Source organism: Escherichia sp. MOD1-EC7003 (assembly GCF_002965065.1).
Taxonomy (GTDB): Bacteria; Pseudomonadota; Gammaproteobacteria; order Enterobacterales; family Enterobacteriaceae; genus Escherichia.
Map to the genome: position 1 here is coordinate 35,272 of NZ_PTRE01000092.1, position 18,419 is coordinate 53,690.

The 18,419-nt window shown below is 49.9% G+C and carries 18 protein-coding genes; 12 read left to right on the forward strand and 6 right to left on the reverse strand.

Translation table 11 applies throughout. The features are described from left to right. Window positions 1-13 precede the first annotated feature (13 nt). The 8 genes from yggS to A7090_RS16815 all read left to right on the forward strand — a co-directional run bounded on the left by yggS (window position 14) and on the right by A7090_RS16815 (window position 6,470). Window positions 14-718, forward strand: a complete 705-nt coding sequence (gene yggS, locus A7090_RS16780) for a pyridoxal phosphate homeostasis protein (RefSeq protein WP_105274880.1) — start codon at window positions 14-16, stop codon at window positions 716-718. 17 nt (window positions 719-735) lie between these two features. Beyond that, window positions 736-1,302, forward strand: coding sequence for an osmotic shock tolerance protein YggT (gene yggT, locus A7090_RS16785; protein ID WP_105274881.1), 567 nt, complete (start codon window positions 736-738; stop codon window positions 1,300-1,302). Beyond that, window positions 1,299-1,589, forward strand: coding sequence for a DUF167 family protein YggU (gene yggU, locus A7090_RS16790; RefSeq protein ID WP_001277222.1), 291 nt, complete (start codon window positions 1,299-1,301; stop codon window positions 1,587-1,589). Before yggT ends, yggU begins: the two co-directional genes overlap by 4 nt. Window positions 1,590-1,596: 7 nt before the next feature. Continuing rightward, on the forward strand, window positions 1,597-2,190 hold the full coding sequence (locus A7090_RS16795) for an XTP/dITP diphosphatase (RefSeq protein ID WP_105274882.1): 594 nt from the start codon (window positions 1,597-1,599) through the stop codon (window positions 2,188-2,190). Next, window positions 2,183-3,319, forward strand: coding sequence for a radical SAM family heme chaperone HemW (gene hemW, locus A7090_RS16800; protein WP_105274883.1), 1,137 nt, complete (start codon window positions 2,183-2,185; stop codon window positions 3,317-3,319). Before A7090_RS16795 ends, hemW begins: the two co-directional genes overlap by 8 nt. A gap of 315 nt (window positions 3,320-3,634) precedes the next feature. Beyond that, a complete protein-coding gene (locus tag A7090_RS16805) occupies window positions 3,635-4,621 on the forward strand; it encodes a TRAP transporter substrate-binding protein (protein WP_105274884.1) in 987 nt (328 codons plus the stop codon). A gap of 44 nt (window positions 4,622-4,665) precedes the next feature. Then, window positions 4,666-5,169 (forward strand): TRAP transporter small permease, encoded by a 504-nt coding sequence (locus A7090_RS16810; protein WP_123056964.1) that lies wholly within the window; start codon window positions 4,666-4,668, stop codon window positions 5,167-5,169. Beyond that, window positions 5,169-6,470: a TRAP transporter large permease gene (locus A7090_RS16815; RefSeq protein WP_105274886.1), complete on the forward strand. Its 1,302-nt coding sequence runs from the start codon at window positions 5,169-5,171 to the stop codon at window positions 6,468-6,470. Before A7090_RS16810 ends, A7090_RS16815 begins: the two co-directional genes overlap by 1 nt. 54 nt (window positions 6,471-6,524) lie before the next feature. Here the strand turns inward: A7090_RS16815 and A7090_RS16820 are convergent, their stop codons facing one another. The 5 genes from A7090_RS16820 to trmB form a co-directional block, all read right to left on the reverse strand. Next, window positions 6,525-7,532, reverse strand: coding sequence for a DUF1202 family protein (locus A7090_RS16820; RefSeq protein ID WP_105274887.1), 1,008 nt, complete (start codon window positions 7,530-7,532; stop codon window positions 6,525-6,527). Between the two features lie 116 nt (window positions 7,533-7,648). Continuing rightward, on the reverse strand, window positions 7,649-8,695 hold the full coding sequence (gene ansB, locus A7090_RS16825; protein ID WP_000394125.1) for an L-asparaginase 2: 1,047 nt from the start codon (window positions 8,693-8,695) through the stop codon (window positions 7,649-7,651). 175 nt (window positions 8,696-8,870) lie between these two features. Beyond that, on the reverse strand, window positions 8,871-9,590 hold the full coding sequence (locus A7090_RS16830; protein WP_105274888.1) for a DUF2884 domain-containing protein: 720 nt from the start codon (window positions 9,588-9,590) through the stop codon (window positions 8,871-8,873). Between the two features lie 1,132 nt (window positions 9,591-10,722). After that, window positions 10,723-11,049, reverse strand: coding sequence for a YggL family protein (locus A7090_RS16835; protein ID WP_105274889.1), 327 nt, complete (start codon window positions 11,047-11,049; stop codon window positions 10,723-10,725). Next, window positions 11,049-11,768: a tRNA (guanosine(46)-N7)-methyltransferase TrmB gene (gene trmB, locus A7090_RS16840; protein ID WP_105274890.1), complete on the reverse strand. Its 720-nt coding sequence runs from the start codon at window positions 11,766-11,768 to the stop codon at window positions 11,049-11,051. Before trmB ends, A7090_RS16835 begins: the two co-directional genes overlap by 1 nt. A gap of 160 nt (window positions 11,769-11,928) precedes the next feature. On the opposite strand from trmB, the gene mutY reads away from it, so the two are divergent. From mutY to nupG, 4 genes are all read left to right on the forward strand, one after another. Beyond that, window positions 11,929-12,981, forward strand: a complete 1,053-nt coding sequence (mutY, locus tag A7090_RS16850; protein ID WP_001295382.1) for an A/G-specific adenine glycosylase — start codon at window positions 11,929-11,931, stop codon at window positions 12,979-12,981. Window positions 12,982-13,008: 27 nt separating this feature from the next. After that, the gene (locus A7090_RS16855) at window positions 13,009-13,284 is read left to right on the forward strand and encodes an oxidative damage protection protein (protein ID WP_000091700.1); all 276 of its coding nucleotides are present in this window, start codon (window positions 13,009-13,011) and stop codon (window positions 13,282-13,284) included. A gap of 64 nt (window positions 13,285-13,348) precedes the next feature. After that, window positions 13,349-14,428 carry a membrane-bound lytic murein transglycosylase MltC gene (mltC, locus tag A7090_RS16860; protein ID WP_105274892.1) on the forward strand — a complete coding sequence of 360 codons (1,080 nt, stop codon included), beginning with the start codon at window positions 13,349-13,351 and terminating at the stop codon, window positions 14,426-14,428. A 188-nt stretch (window positions 14,429-14,616) separates the two neighbouring features. Next, the gene (nupG, locus tag A7090_RS16865; protein ID WP_105274893.1) at window positions 14,617-15,831 is read left to right on the forward strand and encodes a nucleoside permease NupG; all 1,215 of its coding nucleotides are present in this window, start codon (window positions 14,617-14,619) and stop codon (window positions 15,829-15,831) included. A 157-nt stretch (window positions 15,832-15,988) separates the two neighbouring features. On the opposite strand, the gene speC is transcribed toward nupG, so the two are convergent. After that, complete coding sequence (gene speC / locus A7090_RS16870) at window positions 15,989-18,124, reverse strand: ornithine decarboxylase (protein WP_105274894.1); 2,136 nt, start codon at window positions 18,122-18,124, stop codon at window positions 15,989-15,991. Window positions 18,125-18,419 lie beyond the last annotated feature (295 nt).

Genomic DNA, 18,419 nt, shown 5'->3' on the forward strand with positions numbered 1-18,419 from the left:
AGATCCTCGGAAAATGAACGATATTGCGCATAACCTGGCACAGGTCCGGGACAAAATCTCAGCGGCTGCAACGCGTTGCGGCCGTTCTCCAGAAGAAATTACGCTGCTTGCAGTCAGTAAAACAAAACCTGCGAGCGCCCTCGCAGAAGCCATTGATGCCGGGCAGCGTCAATTTGGTGAAAACTACGTTCAGGAAGGGGTAGATAAAATTCGCCACTTTCAGGAGCAGGGCGTAACAGGATTAGAATGGCATTTTATTGGCCCGTTGCAGTCTAATAAAAGCCGCCTGGTGGCAGAGCATTTCGACTGGTGTCATACCATCGATCGTTTACGCATCGCTACCCGCCTGAACGACCAGCGACCGGCAGAACTGCCCCCTCTTAACGTGCTGATTCAAATTAACATTAGTGATGAAAACAGTAAGTCCGGGATTCAACTGGCTGAACTGGACGAGCTGGCAGCTGCGGTCGCTGAACTACCGCGTTTACGTCTGCGCGGGCTGATGGCAATCCCGGCGCCTGAGTCAGAATATGTAAGGCAGTTTGAAGTTGCACGCCAAATGGCTGTAGCATTTGCCGGACTGAAAACGCGCTACCCGCATATTGACACGCTCTCTCTGGGAATGTCAGACGATATGGAAGCCGCCATTGCGGCAGGTAGCACGATGGTTCGTATCGGCACTGCAATTTTTGGTGCGCGTGATTACTCTAAAAAATAAGGAATTAAAGGAACGCCATGAATACGTTGACTTTCCTGCTTTCAACGGTCATTGAGCTGTATACCATGGTGCTGTTATTACGCATCTGGATGCAGTGGGCTCATTGTGATTTTTACAACCCCTTCTCACAGTTTGTGGTGAAGGTGACACAGCCAATTATCGGGCCGCTGCGCCGTGTTATTCCGGCAATGGGAGCAATTGATAGCGCCTCGCTGCTGGTTGCCTATATTCTCAGTTTTATCAAAGCCATCGTGCTGTTTAAAGTGGTCACTTTCCTGCCAATTATCTGGATTGCCGGTTTACTGATTCTACTGAAAACCATCGGCTTGCTGATTTTCTGGGTCCTGCTGGTGATGGCGATTATGAGCTGGGTAAGCCAGGGTCGTAGCCCGATTGAATACGTGCTGATTCAACTTGCCGATCCGCTGCTGCGCCCGATTCGCCGCCTGCTACCGGCAATGGGTGGGATTGATTTCTCGCCAATGATCCTCGTTCTGCTGCTGTATGTCATCAATATGGGTGTCGCAGAAGTATTACAGGCGACCGGAAACATGCTGCTGCCGGGACTGTGGATGGCGTTATGAGTGCCGTAACAGTTAACGATGACGGTCTGGTTTTACGGCTCTATATTCAGCCGAAAGCCAGCCGTGATTCAATTGTCGGTTTACATGGCGACGAAGTAAAAGTCGCCATTACCGCGCCGCCGGTTGACGGCCAGGCCAACAGCCATCTGGTGAAATTTCTCGGTAAGCAATTCCGGGTAGCCAAAAGCCAGGTGGTAATTGAAAAAGGCGAACTTGGCCGCCACAAACAAATTAAAATCATTAATCCGCAACAAATCCCGCCAGAAATCGCGGCGTTAATTAATTAGGTATCCTATGCAAAAAGTTGTCCTCGCAACCGGCAATGCCGGTAAAGTGCGTGAGCTGGCGTCGCTGCTTAGCGACTTCGGTCTTGATATCGTGGCCCAAACAGACCTCGGCGTAGATTCCGCTGAAGAAACCGGCCTGACCTTTATCGAAAACGCGATTTTGAAAGCGCGCCATGCGGCAAGAGTGACCGGTTTACCGGCGATTGCCGACGACTCTGGTCTGGCGGTAGATGTGCTTGGTGGCGCGCCAGGCATTTACTCCGCGCGTTATTCCGGTGAAGACGCGACCGATCAAAAGAATCTGCAAAAACTGCTGGAAACACTGAAAGACGTACCGGACGACCAACGTCAGGCGCGTTTCCACTGCGTGCTGGTATATCTGCGTCACGCGGAAGATCCCACTCCGCTGGTGTGCCACGGCAGCTGGCCGGGCATGATTACTCGTGAACCTGCGGGTACTGGTGGCTTTGGTTATGATCCAATTTTCTTCGTTCCTTCCGAAGGGAAAACCGCTGCCGAACTGACCCGCGAAGAAAAGAGCGCCATTTCCCACCGTGGTCAGGCATTGAAACTGCTGCTGGACGCTTTACGTAATGGTTAAATTACCGCCGCTGAGTCTCTACATTCACATCCCGTGGTGCGTGCAGAAATGCCCGTACTGCGATTTCAACTCTCACGCGTTGAAAGGAGAAGTACCGCACGACGATTATGTTCAGCATCTGCTTAACGATCTGGACAACGATGTGGCTTACGCCCAGGGCCGTGAAGTACAGACGATTTTTATTGGCGGTGGTACGCCGAGCCTCCTTTCTGGCCCAGCGATGCAAACACTGCTGGACGGCGTGCGTGCGCGTTTGCCGCTGGCAGCGGATGCAGAAATTACTATGGAAGCAAACCCTGGTACAGTTGAAGCCGATCGCTTTGTTAATTACCAGCGTGCTGGCGTGAACCGCATCTCTATTGGTGTGCAGAGTTTTAGCGAAGAAAAGCTGAAACGACTTGGGCGCATTCATGGCCCGCAAGAAGCGAAACGAGCGGCAAAGCTGGCGAGCGGTTTAGGGTTACGTAGCTTTAACCTTGATTTGATGCATGGGCTGCCGAATCAATCACTGGAAGAGGCGCTAGGCGATCTGCGCCAGGCCATTGAACTAAATCCACCGCATCTTTCCTGGTATCAACTGACCATCGAACCCAATACGCTGTTTGGTTCGCGCCCACCGGTGCTGCCGGACGACGATGCGTTGTGGGATATATTCGAACAGGGGCATCAGTTATTAACCGCAGCGGGTTATCAGCAATATGAAACTTCCGCTTACGCCAAGCCAGGTTATCAGTGCCAGCACAATCTCAACTACTGGCGATTTGGTGACTACATCGGTATTGGCTGCGGCGCGCACGGCAAAGTGACCTTCCCGGATGGGCGCATTCTGCGTACCACCAAAACGCGTCACCCGCGTGGTTTTATGCAAGGAAAGTATCTGGAAAGCCAGCGTGATGTAGAAGCCGCAGATAAGCCGTTTGAGTTCTTTATGAATCGCTTCCGTCTGCTGGAGGCCGCGCCACGCGTGGAGTTTAGCCAGTATACTGGCCTTTCTGAAGAAGTTATTCGCCCTCAATTAGACGAGGCGATCGCTCAGGGTTATCTCACTGAGTGTGCGGATTACTGGCAGATAACCGAGCATGGGAAGTTGTTTTTAAATTCGCTGCTGGAAGTATTCCTCGCTGAGTAATCATTAATGCGCCTGCGGGCGCATTAATCACTTCTTTTATCCCCCGCGTTAATTTACTTCGGCAAAAATATATTTCCTTACTGAATAAATATCGATGACATTTATTATATATATTTAGTGAATATTTACTCATCATTTATTGATTATAAACATGTACAACCTGGCGCACAAAATTAATATTTAATTTCTGACTTTATTTCAAGTTGTGATAAACATAGACAAGTTGTCAGACAGGTTAACCAATTTGTCGCACAAAGCACTGATAAGCACAATTAGATATCAACCAATTTCCATTCTTCAACAGGGAGTTTTTTTATGAAAATGAGGTCATTTACCCGCTCATTAGTCTGCGCATCCTTGCTGGCTCTGGTTAGCACTGGCGTAAACGCCGCAGAAAAAGTGACGTTAAAGTTAGCACACAACCTGGAAAGAAGTCATGTTGTACATCAGAGTTTTGAAGAGCTGGCGAAAGAAGTAAAACAGCTGTCAAAAGGTAATATGGTGATCCGTATTTATCCCAGCAGCCAGATGGGTAATGCGCGAGAAACTATGGAGTTGTTGCAAAATGGCGCACTGGATATGACCAAAGGTTCCGCCAGTGATCTGGAGTCTTTTGATAATATTTATGCTATCTATAATTTGCCGTTCTTATTTAAAGATCAGGCGCACTTCAACAAAGTTGTTTTTGGTGAAGTTGGTAAAGAAATTATGGACTCAACAAAAAACAAAGGCTTTTTTGCTTTATCAGCTTATGTAGCGGGTACTCGCAGTTTCTATGCGAAAAAACCGATTACTAAGCCAGAAGACCTTAAAGGACTGAAAATTCGTGTTCAGCCAAGTCCGACCACCATCAAAATGATTGAACTGATGGGTGGTTCACCCACTCCAATTTCATTTGGCGAAGTTTATACTGCGATGCAGCAAGGTGTAGTAGATGGCGCAGAAAATAACGTGCCTTCCTGGGTGCAGACTCGACATATCGAAATTGCCAAAGTCTTTTCTGAAGATGAACATGCCTCAATTCCTGACTTTTTGGTTATCTCCACCAAAACATGGAATAAATTAACCCCAGAACAGCAACAAATCCTCGAAACAGCGGCGAAGAAATCCGAAGCTTATCAACAAAAATTGTGGGAAAAAATTGACGCTGACACACGTGCTCAGGCGAAAGCTATGGGGGGTGAAATTGTAAAAGTGGATAAAGCACCATTCCGTAAAGCCGTGCAACCTCTGTTTGACGATTTCAAAAAAGATCCAAAACAAGCTGCTTTGTTAGAGAAATTCGACAACGCTGCTCAATAATATTCCGGGCCAGTCTCTGGCCCTGATTTTCCAGGATGCTTACAATGATATTTAACCGCCTGAAACTTGCGGTAGACCGCGTCATTGCCGCGTTTTCTGTCGCCGTAATGCTTGCTCTGGTTGTATGCGTAGTCTGGCAAGTATTTAGCCGCTACGTACTTAACCAGCCAAGTACATTAACCGATGAGCTGGCACGCTTTTTGATGATCTGGGTAGGATTATTAGGTGCTGCATATACCGTCGGCGCGCAGCGACATCTCTCTATTGATTTATTTGCTCTCGCCCTGAATAAGCGCAAGCAATTACTTCTTAGTATAGTCATTAACATTCTCATTTTAGGTTTTGCCGGTTCGGTCATTGTGACTGGTGGCCTGAAATTAATTGATAAAACGCTGGCAACATCACAAGTATCTGCCGCGATGCAAATACCGATGGGATACGTATATATCATTCTGCCATTAAGTGGAGTGGTGATGATGTTTTATGCCTTGTGTTTTATTAATCAAAGCATTCAACAACTGAAACAATCTGCGCAGGAGGCCAGTTAATGGATAGTTATATCGCGCTTACACTGTTTGGCTGTTTTTTTGTGCTGGTCTTTCTTGGTGTGCCCATTTCGTTCTCAATCGGTATTGCGACTGTAGCTTCAATGCTTTTGATGTTTCCCTGGGATATCGCGGCAATCACTGTTTCGCAACGACTGGCGAATGGACTGGATAACTTTGCCCTGTTGGCAATCCCCTTTTTCATCTTTGCCGGTACGCTGATGAACAGCGGCGGTATTGCGATACGTTTGATTAACCTCGCCCAGGTAATGGTTGGCCGCGTTCCAGGTTCGCTTGGTCATGTGAACGTCCTGGCGAATATGATGTTTGGTTCCATTTCTGGTTCAGCCGTTGCGGCAGCTGCTGCCGTTGGTGGCACACTTAATCCCATTCAGACCAAAGAAGGTTATGATCCGGCATTTTCTACCGCTGTAAACGTCTCATCCTGTATTACTGGATTACTGATACCGCCCTCAAACGTGTTAATTGTGTTTTCCCTGACAGCTGGCGGCGTTTCTGTAGCATCGCTATTTATGGCGGGATATTTGCCAGGGATCTTAATGGGTCTCGCGGTAACGATAGTCTGCGGCATTATTGCTAAACGCCGTGGCTACCCGCTTTCAGAAAGAGCAACCTTTGCTCAGGCCTGTAAAGCGTTTCTGGATGCCTTACCAAGTTTGCTTCTAGTGTTCATTGTGATGGGCGGCATTCTGGGCGGCATTTTTACCGCAACTGAAGCGTCAGCAATTGCCGTTGTCTACACATTTATTCTCTCGGTGCTGATTTATCGGGAAGTAAAATGGCGCGACTTACCCAAACTGATTCTGGAATCGGTTGTTACCACTTCGATTGTATTACTGTTGATCGGTTTTTCCGTGGGCATGTCCTGGGCAATGACCAATGCTGATATTCCTTATATGATCAGCGATGCATTGATGGGGATTTCTGATAACCCACTGATCATATTGCTGCTGATTAATATCGTCTTATTAATTGTCGGCATCTTTATGGACATGACACCGGCTGTACTAATCTTTACACCGATCTTCTTGCCGATTGCACAAGAGCTGGGAATGGACCCTGTACATTTCGGTATTATGATGGTGGCCAACCTTTGTATTGGGCTGTTAACACCGCCGGTGGGTAGTGCGCTATTTGTTGGTTGTTCTATCTCGGGTGTGAAGATTCAACATTTAATCAAACCATTGCTGCCATTTTATGCTGCATTGCTAGTAGCGTTGATGATGATCACTTACATTCCGCAAATATCCTTATTCATTCCACAGCTATTAGGGCTAATGTAAAAAATAATTTGCCGGATAACTTTTATATTATCCGGCAAAGGTACTTAACATGAGTTACTTAATCACCCCATTGCGCCGCAATTGTTCGGTATCTTTTTTCCAGCGTTCATTAGCCTGATTGATATCGTCAATTTTCATCAAAATCGTGACTTTTTCACGGTTTATTTCTGAAACTTTCATCGTTAACGGATACTGCCCTTTCTCAAGGTTTGCCCAGTCATCCTGCAATTTACGGCTGAGTTTTTGTGATTGCAGAAAAGTCTGTCGCCGTTGTTCGTTGATATCGAAATCTCTTTTCTGCTGAATAGGCACTTCATAGCACTCTTCACTCTGTTTATGGCATGCCGCAAGCGCTGGTTGATAGACCTCTTTGTCATATTTAGCAACGAATGCCTCGCTATCATTCTGTTTATTAAACTCATCACGCTGTTGATGAATTTTTTTAAAGGCGTCTTCGCGGGTCATTTGCTTGCCGTTTGCATCTTTTCCCCAATATGCATCCGCTGCTTTCTGCGCCGCCACCATTTTCTTATCAAGCTCTTTCACTTCCTTTTCCAGCTCAGGAATCGAGTTCTTCTGGTTATTCAACGCAGACTCAAGCTGACTAAAGCGATAATTGAAATCTTCGCTATTCACGATCAGATATTTATTATTCGTTTTGATATCGTCGATCACCCGTCCACGATCGCTGGCTGCCGCCTGAAAAGAGTAAAAGTTCACCGTCCAGCCAGATGCAGGCGTTCCTTTACTGGTTAACATCGCCGAGAATTTTACCGGTTTATCTTTCGTCCAGGTCTGTTCGAGCAGTTCGTAATCTGTCAGTTGACCGACCCAGGTATAGAGATCATCGCTGGAAGAGACATCGCCCTCTGCCGACCAGGTGGCCTGATTACCTTTTACATCAAGGTTTTTTACGTTGATGGCATCAAGTTTGAGAATGCCGTGATACTGCTTTTTGAATTGATCTTTTAAGACATTTTCAGTTGGCGGTTCGCCATCTGCCCAGACATTACCAGACATCAACATAAGCAGCGCTGTGCCGACAATCCATTGCTTTTTCACCCGAAAACCCTCGTGCGTAATAATTTATTCTAGTGATTATCATCAAGGTAATAAAAATTAGCAATGGACGTGAGTCTGAAGTGAAAAAGCCCCGGCACAATACCGGGGCGAGGTGATTAGTACTGATTGAAGATCTGCTGGATCTGCTGCGGATCTTTGGTTTGCGTCAGAGCCAGTTGCAGCAGAACGCGCGCTTTTTGCGGGTTCAACGTGCCAGAGGCGACGAAGCCGTATTTCGCATCATCCACTTCGGCATCCTGAGTGGTAGCGCCCGTCGGTACGCGGGAAGAACGCACGACCGCAGTGCCATTTTTCGCGGCGGTTGCCAACGTGTCGAACACGGATTTATACAGGTTGCCGTTACCCACACCGGCGCTTACGATGCCGTCATAACCTGCATCAACCAGGGCTTTAGCCGGAAGATCAGATGCATTAGCGTAGTTATAAACGATGCCGACTTTCGGCAGCTCATTCAGCTTAGAGACATCGAATGGCGTATCGCTGGTGTGCTTACGTGCCGGGGTACGCTGGTAGTCAATCTTACCGTTGTGAATGTAACCCAACGGACCGTAGTTAACAGACTTGAAGGTCGCTACGTCTGTGGTGTTGGTTTTGGTAACGTCACGGCCATCAAGCACGGTGTCGTTCATCACCACCAGCACGCCACGATTAGCGGAGGCTTTATCAGCTGCGGTCACTACTGCGTTATACAGGTTGAATGGGCCGTCTGCGCTCATGGACGTGGACGGGCGCATTGCGCCGACCATCACCACCGGTTTGTCGCATTTCACCGTCAGGTCGAGGAAGTAAGCAGTTTCTTCCATCGTGTCAGTACCGTGGGTAATGACGAAGCCGTCGGTTTTATCGCAGTCGGTATTAATTTTTTTCGCCAGTGTTAGCCAGACATTATCGTTCATGTCCTGGGAGCCGATATTCACTACCTGCTCGCCTTTAACGTTCGCAATGTCCTTCAGTTGCGGCACCGCATTAACCAGATTTTCTACGCCAACTTTACCCGCGGTGTAGTTAGATTTGGTTGCGGAGTCACCGCCACCAGCAATGGTCCCGCCGGTGGCTAAAATGGTGATATTGGGTAATGCCAATGCTGCACCACTAAAACCCATAACCAGTGCGGCAAGTGCCGTCTTTTTGAAAAACTCCATTTTATTCCTCCAGTTACGTGAACTCAACGCATTATCCCTTAGCTTTGTATGGGAAGTTTGACGTTAAACAATTTACAACGTGAATATATTTTGGAGATCTACAAAGTTAGAGGCAGGTAACAAAACGAAGAATTAAACGGCATAAAAAAGTATTATGCCGTCTTAAAATAGAGGATTATTTCAAATTCCCGACCAGGGCTTTGCGGCTATCTTCCAGAGTCACAACACGGCTACAGACATCTTTGCCAAACTGCTGGAAATCCTTTTCCTGTTTTTTCCACTCGGTTTGGATTGAGGATTGCAGCCCCCCCAGGCTTCCCAGCACGTTCTGTAATGGGTTACCGCCGCTTTTCAGCACCGCTTTCGCGCCCATTTCATTAATGCTGTCTTGTAAAATTCCCCCCATTGCCTGATTCACTAATTGCTGGCCTTCGGCGCGAACCTGATCAATGGCTTTATAGTGAAACGTCAGGCCATCGCTGCGCGTTTCGATAATGCGGTTCATCTGCTCTTTCAACTGCGCATCAAGTTTGGTCAGACGGCTGCGCATTTTGCTGTTTTCGCCCATCTCCTGAACGATAATTTTATCCAGCGAGACGCGGGCTTTCTCGACGCGGCTTTTCGCGCCTTCATCAATCCACGGCAGCGTACTACGCAGTTCAGCCTGATAATCCTTCGCCTGCTCGCGCTGGGCGGCGTTCAGGGAATATTGCTTGCCGTTATACATCACGTTGCCGTCTGGCGTGATCACCAGATTGCCGTTTTCGCCCTTCACCTGCACAGTTTGCGGGCTGACAATCACATCGTCACGTGGCGTGACGCTGCACTGGTAGTCGGCGTGAGCGGTCATTGCCGTCACTGAAAGTGCTGCCGCCAGAAGCATTTTGCGCATCATAGTCTTCCCTCAAGAACAAATCAGGCCAGCATTTGCTGGCCCCAGATTGATAACAAAGTACACGTTATCCATGCCGGATGCGGCGCGGCAAACGTCGCATCCGGCATCTGCACCGCTTCACTGGTGGATTCGGCGTAAACGCCTTATCCACCCTACGTGTACATTCCGTAGGCCGGATAAGACGCGACAAGCGCCGCATCCGGCATCTGCACTGCTTCACTGGTGGATGCGGCGTGAACGCCTTATCCACCCTACATGTGCTTTCCTGTAGGCCGGATAAGGCGCGGCAAGCGTCGCATCCGGCATCTGCACCGCGCCACTGGTGGATGCGGCGTAAACGCCTTATCCACCCTACATGCACGTTCCGTAGGCCGGATAAGACGCAGCAAGCGCCGCATCCGGCATCTGCACCGCGCACTGGTGGATGCGGCGTAAACGCCTTATCCACCCTACGTGTGCTTTCCTGTAGGCCGGATAAGGCGCGACAAGCGCCGCATCCGGCATCTGCACCGCGCCACTGGTGGATGCGGCGTAAACGCCTTATCCACCTTACGTGTGCTTTCCCGTAGGCCGGATAATGCGCGGCAAGCGCCGCATCCGGCATTTGCACCGCGGCACTGGTGGATGCGGCGTGAACGCCTTATCCACCCTACATGTACGTTCCGTAGGCCGGATAAGACGCGGCAAGCGCCGCATCCGGCATCTGCACCGCTTCACTGGTGGATGCGGCGTAAACGCCTTATCCACCCTACGTGTGCTTTCCTGTAGGCCGGATAAGGCGCGACAAGCGCCGCATCCGGCATCTGCACCGCGCCACTGGTGGATGCGGCGTAAACGCCTTATCCACCCTACATGTGCGTTCCGTAGGCCGGATAAGGCGCGGCAAGCGCCGCATCCGGCATTTGCACCGCGCCACCGGTGGATGCGGCGTAAACGCCTTATCCACCCTACATGTGCAATCCCGTAGGCCGGATAAGACGCGGCAAGCGCCGCATCCGGCATCTGCACCGCTTCACTGGTGGATGCGGCGTAAACGCCTTATCCACCCTACATGTACAATCCCGTAATTCCGTAGGTCTGATAAGCGTAGCGCATCAGACAGTTTTGCATTTGTCATCGCCCGTATGCTTTATTAGTCCCACCAAACGTCGAAAAGTTCGCTGGTGCGTACCTCTTCCAGTTTGCGTTCTTCCAGCCACTTACGCACAATCGCCTGGTGCTCTTCGGTGCATTTGCCGATTTCCTGCATGCAGAGCAGACCTTCCCAGGCCAGATAACCGCTGCCGTCAAAGGCCAGTTTGTTCGGCTCGATAACCTCGTTAATAAAATCATCAACGGTTTTATCAATCTGTTCTTCCGATGTACCATCCGGGAATCGCCATGCCACCGAAAATCCTAATTCCTGGAATTCGTCGATGTGCATTTTTTTACGCAGACGACGGCTACGGTTCTTTGCCATTATTTCACCCTCTCGAACATTAAGTCCCATACTCCGTGACCAAGACGATGACCACGTTGTTCAAATTTCGTCACCGGACGTGATGCCGGACGCGGAACGTAATCATTGCTCTCCGACAGGTTGTTATAACCGTCAATAGAAGACATCACGTCGAGCATATGTTCCGCATAAGGTTCCCAGTCGGTCGCCATATGAAATACGCCCCCCAGTTGCAGTTTGCTTTTTACCAGTTCGGCAAACGGCACCTGAACGATACGGCGTTTATTATGGCGAGCTTTGTGCCACGGGTCAGGGAAAAAGAGCTGCACCATGCGCAATGAATTGTCAGGAATCATTTTATGCAGCACTTCAACCGCATCGTGACACATCACACGCAGGTTGCTTAAGCTCTCTTCATGCGCAGAAGCCAGGCACGCACCAACACCCGGTGAATGCACTTCAATGCCGAGGAAGTCCTGCTCGGGGCGATCTTTGGCCATTGCCACCAGCGACGCCCCCATGCCAAAACCAATCTCAAGCGTCACTGGCGCTTCACGGCCAAAAAGCACAGGGAAATCCAGCATATCTTCGCTGAACTCAACGCCCATCACCGGCCAGTAGTTTTCCAGCGCATGTTCCTGGCCTTTGGTCAGTCGCCCCTGGCGGCGCACAAAACTACGGATACGGCGCAGCGGGCGGCCGTTTTCATCAAATTCCGCTGAGATGACGTCGTTTTTCATAAAGATTTAGTCGCTTGTGAAAGTGTTCTGAAAACGGGCATTATCCAAAGTTAGTTGTCGGATGCAAGCATGATAAGGCCGTATCTGCGGAAAGTTCCGGTTTACACCCTGCCGTCGCTGTGCTGCAATCTTGCCCCCAACAACAGTGAATTCGGTGACCATGCAAGCGTCGCAATTTTCAGCCCAGGTTCTGGACTGGTACGATAAATACGGGCGAAAAACTCTGCCCTGGCAAATTGACAAGACGCCCTACAAAGTATGGCTCTCAGAAGTGATGTTGCAACAAACTCAGGTTGCGACCGTTATCCCCTATTTTGAACGCTTTATGGCGCGCTTCCCGACGGTGACCGATCTCGCCAATGCGCCGCTCGACGAAGTTCTCCACTTGTGGACCGGCCTTGGCTATTACGCCCGCGCGCGCAATCTGCATAAAGCGGCACAGCAAGTTGCCACCTTACACGGCGGTAAATTCCCGGAAACCTTTGAAGAAGTCGCTGCGCTGCCGGGCGTCGGGCGTTCCACCGCAGGCGCAATTCTCTCGCTTTCTCTGGGTAAGCACTTTCCGATTCTCGACGGTAACGTCAAACGGGTGCTGGCACGCTGCTATGCTGTAAGCGGCTGGCCTGGGAAAAAAGAGGTCGAGAATAAACTGTGGAGTTTGAGCGAGCAGGTGACGCCAGCTGTCGGCGTAGAGCGCTTTAATCAGGCGATGATGGATTTGGGCGCGATGATTTGCACGCGTTCAAAGCCGAAATGTTCGCTCTGTCCGCTACAAAACGGGTGTATTGCCGCCGCCAACAATAGCTGGTCACTTTATCCGGGCAAAAAACCGAAACAGACGCTACCGGAGCGTACTGGCTACTTTCTGCTGTTACAGCACGAAGATGAAGTATTGCTGGCACAGCGTCCACCGAGCGGATTGTGGGGCGGGTTATACTGTTTCCCGCAGTTTGCCGATGAAGAAAGTTTGCGGCAATGGCTGGCGCAACGGCAGATCGCTGCCGATAACCTGACGCAACTGACCGCGTTTCGCCATACCTTCAGCCATTTCCACTTAGATATTGTGCCTATGTGGCTTCCCGTGTCGTCATTCACCGGCTGCATGGATGAAGGCAATGCGCTCTGGTATAACTTAGCGCAACCGCCGTCAGTTGGCCTGGCGGCTCCCGTGGAGCGTTTGTTACAGCAGTTACGCACTGGCGCGCCGGTTTAGCGCGTGAGTCGATAAAGAGGATGATTTATGAGCAGAACGATTTTTTGTACTTTCCTGCAACGTGAAGCAGAAGGTCAGGATTTTCAGCTGTACCCCGGCGAGCTGGGAAAACGCATCTATAACGAGATATCCAAAGAAGCCTGGGCGCAATGGCAGCACAAACAAACCATGCTGATTAATGAAAAGAAACTCAACATGATGAATGCCGAGCATCGCAAGCTGCTGGAGCAGGAGATGGTCAACTTCCTGTTCGAGGGTAAAGAGGTGCATATCGAGGGCTATACGCCGGAAGATAAAAAATAAAGACAGTGCCGGAGTACGCCTCCGGCAACTTGCATAAAAACAAACACAACACGCACCCGGAATGATGAAAAAATATCTCGCGCTGGCTTTGATTGCGCCGTTGCTCATCTCCTGTTCGACGACCAAAAAAGGCGATACCTATAATGAGGCCTGGGTCAAAGATACCAACGGTTTTGATATTCTGATGGGGCAATTTGCCCACAACATTGAGAACATCTGGGGATTCAAAGAGGTGGTGATCGCCGGTCCTAAGGACTACGTGAAATACACCGATCAATATCAAACCCGTAGCCACATCAACTTCGATGACGGTACGATCACTATCGAAACCATCGCCGGAACAGAACCTACCGCGCATCTGCGCCGGGCAATTATCAAAACGTTGCTGATGGGTGACGATCCGGGGTCGGTCGATCTCTATTCCGACGTTGATGATATTACGATTTCGAAAGAACCTTTCCTTTACGGTCAGGTGGTGGATAACACCGGGCAGCCGATTCGCTGGGAAGGCCGTGCGAGCAACTTCGCGGATTATCTGTTGAGAAACCGTCTGAAAAGCCGTAGTAACGGACTGCGTATCATCTACAGCGTGACCATTAACATGGTGCCGAACCACCTTGATAAACGTGCACATAAATATCTCGGTATGGTACGCCAGGCGTCGCGGAAATATGGCGTCGATGAATCATTGATTCTGGCGATTATGCAGACCGAATCCTCCTTTAACCCATATGCGGTTAGCCGTTCCGACGCGCTGGGATTAATGCAGGTGGTACAACACACTGCCGGGAAAGATGTGTTTCGCTCGCAGGGGAAATCCGGCACGCCGAGCCGCAGTTTCTTGTTTGATCCTGCCAGCAATATTGATACCGGCACCGCGTATCTGGCGATGCTGAATAATGTTTATCTCGGTGGAATTGATAACCCAACGTCGCGGCGTTATGCCGTCATCACCGCCTATAACGGCGGCGCAGGCAGCGTGCTGCGAGTCTTTTCGAATGACAAGATTCAGGCTGCCAATATTATTAACACCATGACGCCGGGCGATGTTTATCAGACGCTGACGACCCGCCATCCCTCTGCGGAATCTCGCCGTTATCTTTATAAAGTGAACACCGCGCAGAAATCCTACCGCCGCCGATAATTCCACTTACCGCCCCTGACGATGCTCAGGGATGGCAAAAGTGTTACCTACATCACAATTTTGTTTTGCAAATTGGGAATGTTTGCAATTATTTGCCACAGGTAACAAAAAATCAGTCCGCGTAATTGATAGAATCGCATCATCTCGCACGGTCAAATGTGCTTTTTCAAACACTCATCCGCATCACGATGTGGGGAAGTTGGTTGACGACCCTCGGCTCCTATATGTTTGTTACCCTGAAGTTTGACGGTGCTTCTATCGGCGCAGTTTATAGCTCACTGGGTATCGCCGCGGTCTTTATGCCTGCGCTGCTGGGGATTGTGGCCGACAAATGGTTAAGTGCGAAATGGGTATATGCCATTTGTCACACCATCGGCGCTATCACGCTGTTCATGGCGGCACAGGTCACGACGCCGGAGGCAATGTTCCTGGTGATATTGATAAACTCGTTTGCTTATATGCCAACGCTTGGGTTAATCAACACCATCTCCTACTATCGGCTGCAAAATGCCGGGATGGATATCGTGACGGATTTCCCGCCAATCCGTATCTGGGGCACCATCGGTTTTATCATGGCGATGTGGGTAGTGAGCCTGTCCGGTTTCGAATTAAGCCATATGCAGCTGTATATTGGCGCAGCTCTTTCTGCCGTTCTGGTTCTGTTTACCCTGACTCTGCCGCATATTCCGGTTGCTAAACAGCAAGCAAATCAGAGCTGGACAACCCTGCTGGGCCTCGATGCCTTCGCGCTGTTTAAAAACAAGCGTATGGCGATCTTCTTCATCTTCTCAATGCTGCTGGGCGCGGAACTGCAGATTACCAACATGTTCGGTAATACCTTCCTGCACAGCTTCGACAAAGATCCGATGTTTGCCAGCAGCTTCATCGTGCAGCATGCGTCAATCATCATGTCTATTTCGCAGATCTCTGAAACTCTGTTCATTCTGACCATCCCGTTCTTCTTAAGCCGCTACGGTATTAAGAACGTAATGATGATCAGTATCGTGGCGTGGATACTGCGTTTTGCGCTGTTTGCTTACGGCGATCCGACTCCGTTCGGTACTGTACTGCTGGTACTGTCGATGATCGTTTACGGTTGCGCATTCGACTTCTTCAACATCTCTGGTTCGGTGTTTGTCGAAAAAGAAGTTAGCCCGGCAATTCGCGCCAGTGCACAAGGGATGTTCCTGATGATGACCAACGGCTTCGGCTGTATCCTCGGTGGCATCGTGAGCGGTAAAGTTGTTGAGATGTACACCCAAAACGGCATTACCGACTGGCAGACCGTATGGCTGATTTTCGCGGGTTATTCCGTGGTTCTGGCCTTCGCGTTTATGGCGATGTTCAAATATAAGCACGTTCGTGTACCGGCAGGTACACAGACGGTTAGCAAAATTGCCTGATGCGCTACGCTTATCAGGCCTACGTAATCTCTGCAATATATTGAAATTGCATGTTTTTGTAGGCCGGATAAGGCGTTCACGCCGCATCCGGCATGAACAACGCGCACTTTGTCAACAATATGAACGGGTCGCCAGACGGCGACCTGTTTTTTTATTCTCACCTCAAAACATATCCGTACAGGCGTTTCATACCATCAGCATCGGTTTCGCTATAGACGCCTTGTAGCTCCGGCGAAAATCCCGGCAGTAAATTCACGCCTTCTTCCAGCGCCAAGAAATAACGCTGAACCGCCCCACCCCAGACTTCCCCTGGTACCACGCAAAGCACACCGGGTGGATAAGGCAACGCCCCTTCTGCCGCAATTCGCCCTTCGGCATCACGAATCCGCACCAACTCCACTTCACCGCGAATATAAGTGCTATGCGCGTCCTGGGGGGTCATCACCACTGACGGGAAATTCTGCTGGCGGAACATCGCTTTTTGAAGATCTTTAACGTCGAAACTGACATACAGATCGTGCATCTCCTGGCACAACTGGCGCAGGGTGTAGTCGCGATAGCGCACCGGATATTTGTTATAAACGCTCGGCAACACCTCAGCAAGCGGCGAGTCATCCTCAATATGCTGTTCAAACTGCGCCAGCATCGCCACCAGTTGTGCCAGCTTCTCGTGGCTTTCCGCTGGCGTTAATAAGAATAGAATAGAGTTGAGATCGCACTTCTCCGGCACAATGCCGTTCTCACGCAGATAGTGCGCCAGAATCGTCGCCGGAACGCCAAAGTCGCTATATTCGCCGGTTTCAGCATCAATACCCGGTGTGGTCAGTAACAGCTTGCACGGATCAACAAAATACTGATTCGCGGCATATCCTTCAAAGCCGTGCCACTTCGCCCCCGGTTCAAAACTGAAGAAACGGCGGTCGCTGGCTAACACTGAAGTGGGATAATCCTGCCACAATTTGCCATCAACGACAGGTGGGATAAACGGGTGAAACAGCTTACAGCGCGCAAGAATCGCCTTCCGCGTTTCAATCCCCATCTCAACACACTCAGCCCACAGCCGACGTCCACTCTCCCCTTCATGAATTTTGGCGTTAACATCCAGCGCGGCAAACAGCGGATAGAACGGGCTGGTAGAAGCATGAAGCATGAAGGCATTATTTAACCGCTTATGCGGGCAAAAACGCGCCTGCCCGCGAATGTGATTATCTTTTTTATGAATCTGCGATGTCTGCGAGAAGCCCGCCTGCTGTTTGTGCACCGATTGGGTAACAAAAATGCCTGGATCGTTTTCGTTAAGCTCTAACAGCAACGGTGAGCAATCTGCCATCATCGGGATAAACTGCTCGTACCCGACCCATGCAGAATCAAACAGAATGTAATCACATAGATGCCCAATGCTATCGATCACCTGACGGGCGTTATAGACCGTGCCGTCATAGGTTCCCAGTTGAATAATCGCCAGGCGAAACGGGCGCGGCAGTTCGGCTTTTTCTGGCGCCACGTTGCGAATTTGCTGGCGCAGATAGTCTTCATTAAAACAGTGCGCATCAATACCGCCAATAAAACCAAACGGGTTACGTGAAGCTTCCAGATAGACCGGCGTCGCCCCCGCCTGAATCAACGCGCCGTGATGATTCGACTTATGGTTATTACGGTCAAAGAGCACCAGATCGCCACGCGTTAACAACGCATTCGTCACCACCTTATTCGCTGCCGATGTGCCGTTCAGCACAAAATAGGTTTTATCGGCATGAAAGACTTTGGCTGCGAATTTCTGCGCATCCTTCGCTGATCCTTCATGAATAAGCAGATCGCCTAATTTTACGTCAGCGTTACACATATCGGCGCGAAAGACGTTCTCACCAAAGAAATCGTAAAAATGGCGTCCGGCAGGATGCTTTTTAAAGAACGCACCATGTTGATGCCCTGGGCAAGCAAAGGTGCTGTTGCCCATCTCAACGTACTGCGTCAGCGTGTCGTAAAACGGTGGCAGCAAATCCTCTTCATACTGACAGGCTGCGGATTCCAGCTCGAGCCACTGCTGCTCGTTGCCATTGATTACCGCCATAACGCCCGCAGGTAATTCAACAGCATGTTCGGAATACAAAAACACCGGTAAATGAAAGCCGGTGCGCTTAAGTAACGCAAGAATGCCACTGCGACTATCCGCAGCGGTAATGACAACTGCCGCGACGTCCGTAAAATCAGTGTCTCCCAACGCCACCACGCGGCGATGGGTAGAAAGTCGGGATACCAGTTCGCCACTGGCGGCAATATTCATTGATTTCATAAGCGCAAAACCCGTTTCGGGGAAGTAAAAATACCAGGCAAGGTGGAAAACCCTGCCTCATGAGATGTGGGTCAAACTGGTCACCAGCTCCGACCACCAGACATCAGTAAAAGCAGAAACGCTCTGATTTTACTGTTGTCCTGCAGTGAGCGTGCATTAACTTCACCGCATGAGCAGAAAACGGCGATAAGCGAGAGAATGTATGGAGGTGGCGAGCATCGGGCAAACTCCGTACAGGAAGGAGAAAATTCGCGCAATCATTACACCTTTCACCAGAGCGTGCAAGCCAGGAGTT

Bases quoted from the DNA above. Each gene is read 5' to 3' on its own strand.
- yggS (WP_105274880.1), top strand. From the start codon at position 14: ATGAACGATATTGCGCATAACCTGGCACAGGTCCGGGACAAAATCTCA.
- yggT (WP_105274881.1), top strand. From the start codon at position 736: ATGAATACGTTGACTTTCCTGCTTTCAACGGTCATTGAGCTGTATACC.
- yggU (WP_001277222.1), top strand. From the start codon at position 1,299: ATGAGTGCCGTAACAGTTAACGATGACGGTCTGGTTTTACGGCTCTAT.
- A7090_RS16795 (WP_105274882.1), top strand. From the start codon at position 1,597: ATGCAAAAAGTTGTCCTCGCAACCGGCAATGCCGGTAAAGTGCGTGAG.
- hemW (WP_105274883.1), top strand. From the start codon at position 2,183: ATGGTTAAATTACCGCCGCTGAGTCTCTACATTCACATCCCGTGGTGC.
- A7090_RS16805 (WP_105274884.1), top strand. From the start codon at position 3,635: ATGAAAATGAGGTCATTTACCCGCTCATTAGTCTGCGCATCCTTGCTG.
- A7090_RS16810 (WP_123056964.1), top strand. From the start codon at position 4,666: ATGATATTTAACCGCCTGAAACTTGCGGTAGACCGCGTCATTGCCGCG.
- A7090_RS16815 (WP_105274886.1), top strand. From the start codon at position 5,169: ATGGATAGTTATATCGCGCTTACACTGTTTGGCTGTTTTTTTGTGCTG.
- ansB (WP_000394125.1), bottom strand. From the start codon at position 8,695: ATGGAGTTTTTCAAAAAGACGGCACTTGCCGCACTGGTTATGGGTTTT.
- A7090_RS16830 (WP_105274888.1), bottom strand. From the start codon at position 9,590: ATGATGCGCAAAATGCTTCTGGCGGCAGCACTTTCAGTGACGGCAATG.
- A7090_RS16835 (WP_105274889.1), bottom strand. From the start codon at position 11,049: ATGGCAAAGAACCGTAGCCGTCGTCTGCGTAAAAAAATGCACATCGAC.
- trmB (WP_105274890.1), bottom strand. From the start codon at position 11,768: ATGAAAAACGACGTCATCTCAGCGGAATTTGATGAAAACGGCCGCCCG.
- mutY (WP_001295382.1), top strand. From the start codon at position 11,929: ATGCAAGCGTCGCAATTTTCAGCCCAGGTTCTGGACTGGTACGATAAA.
- A7090_RS16855 (WP_000091700.1), top strand. From the start codon at position 13,009: ATGAGCAGAACGATTTTTTGTACTTTCCTGCAACGTGAAGCAGAAGGT.
- mltC (WP_105274892.1), top strand. From the start codon at position 13,349: ATGAAAAAATATCTCGCGCTGGCTTTGATTGCGCCGTTGCTCATCTCC.
- nupG (WP_105274893.1), top strand. From the start codon at position 14,617: ATGTGGGGAAGTTGGTTGACGACCCTCGGCTCCTATATGTTTGTTACC.
- speC (WP_105274894.1), bottom strand. From the start codon at position 18,124: ATGAAATCAATGAATATTGCCGCCAGTGGCGAACTGGTATCCCGACTT.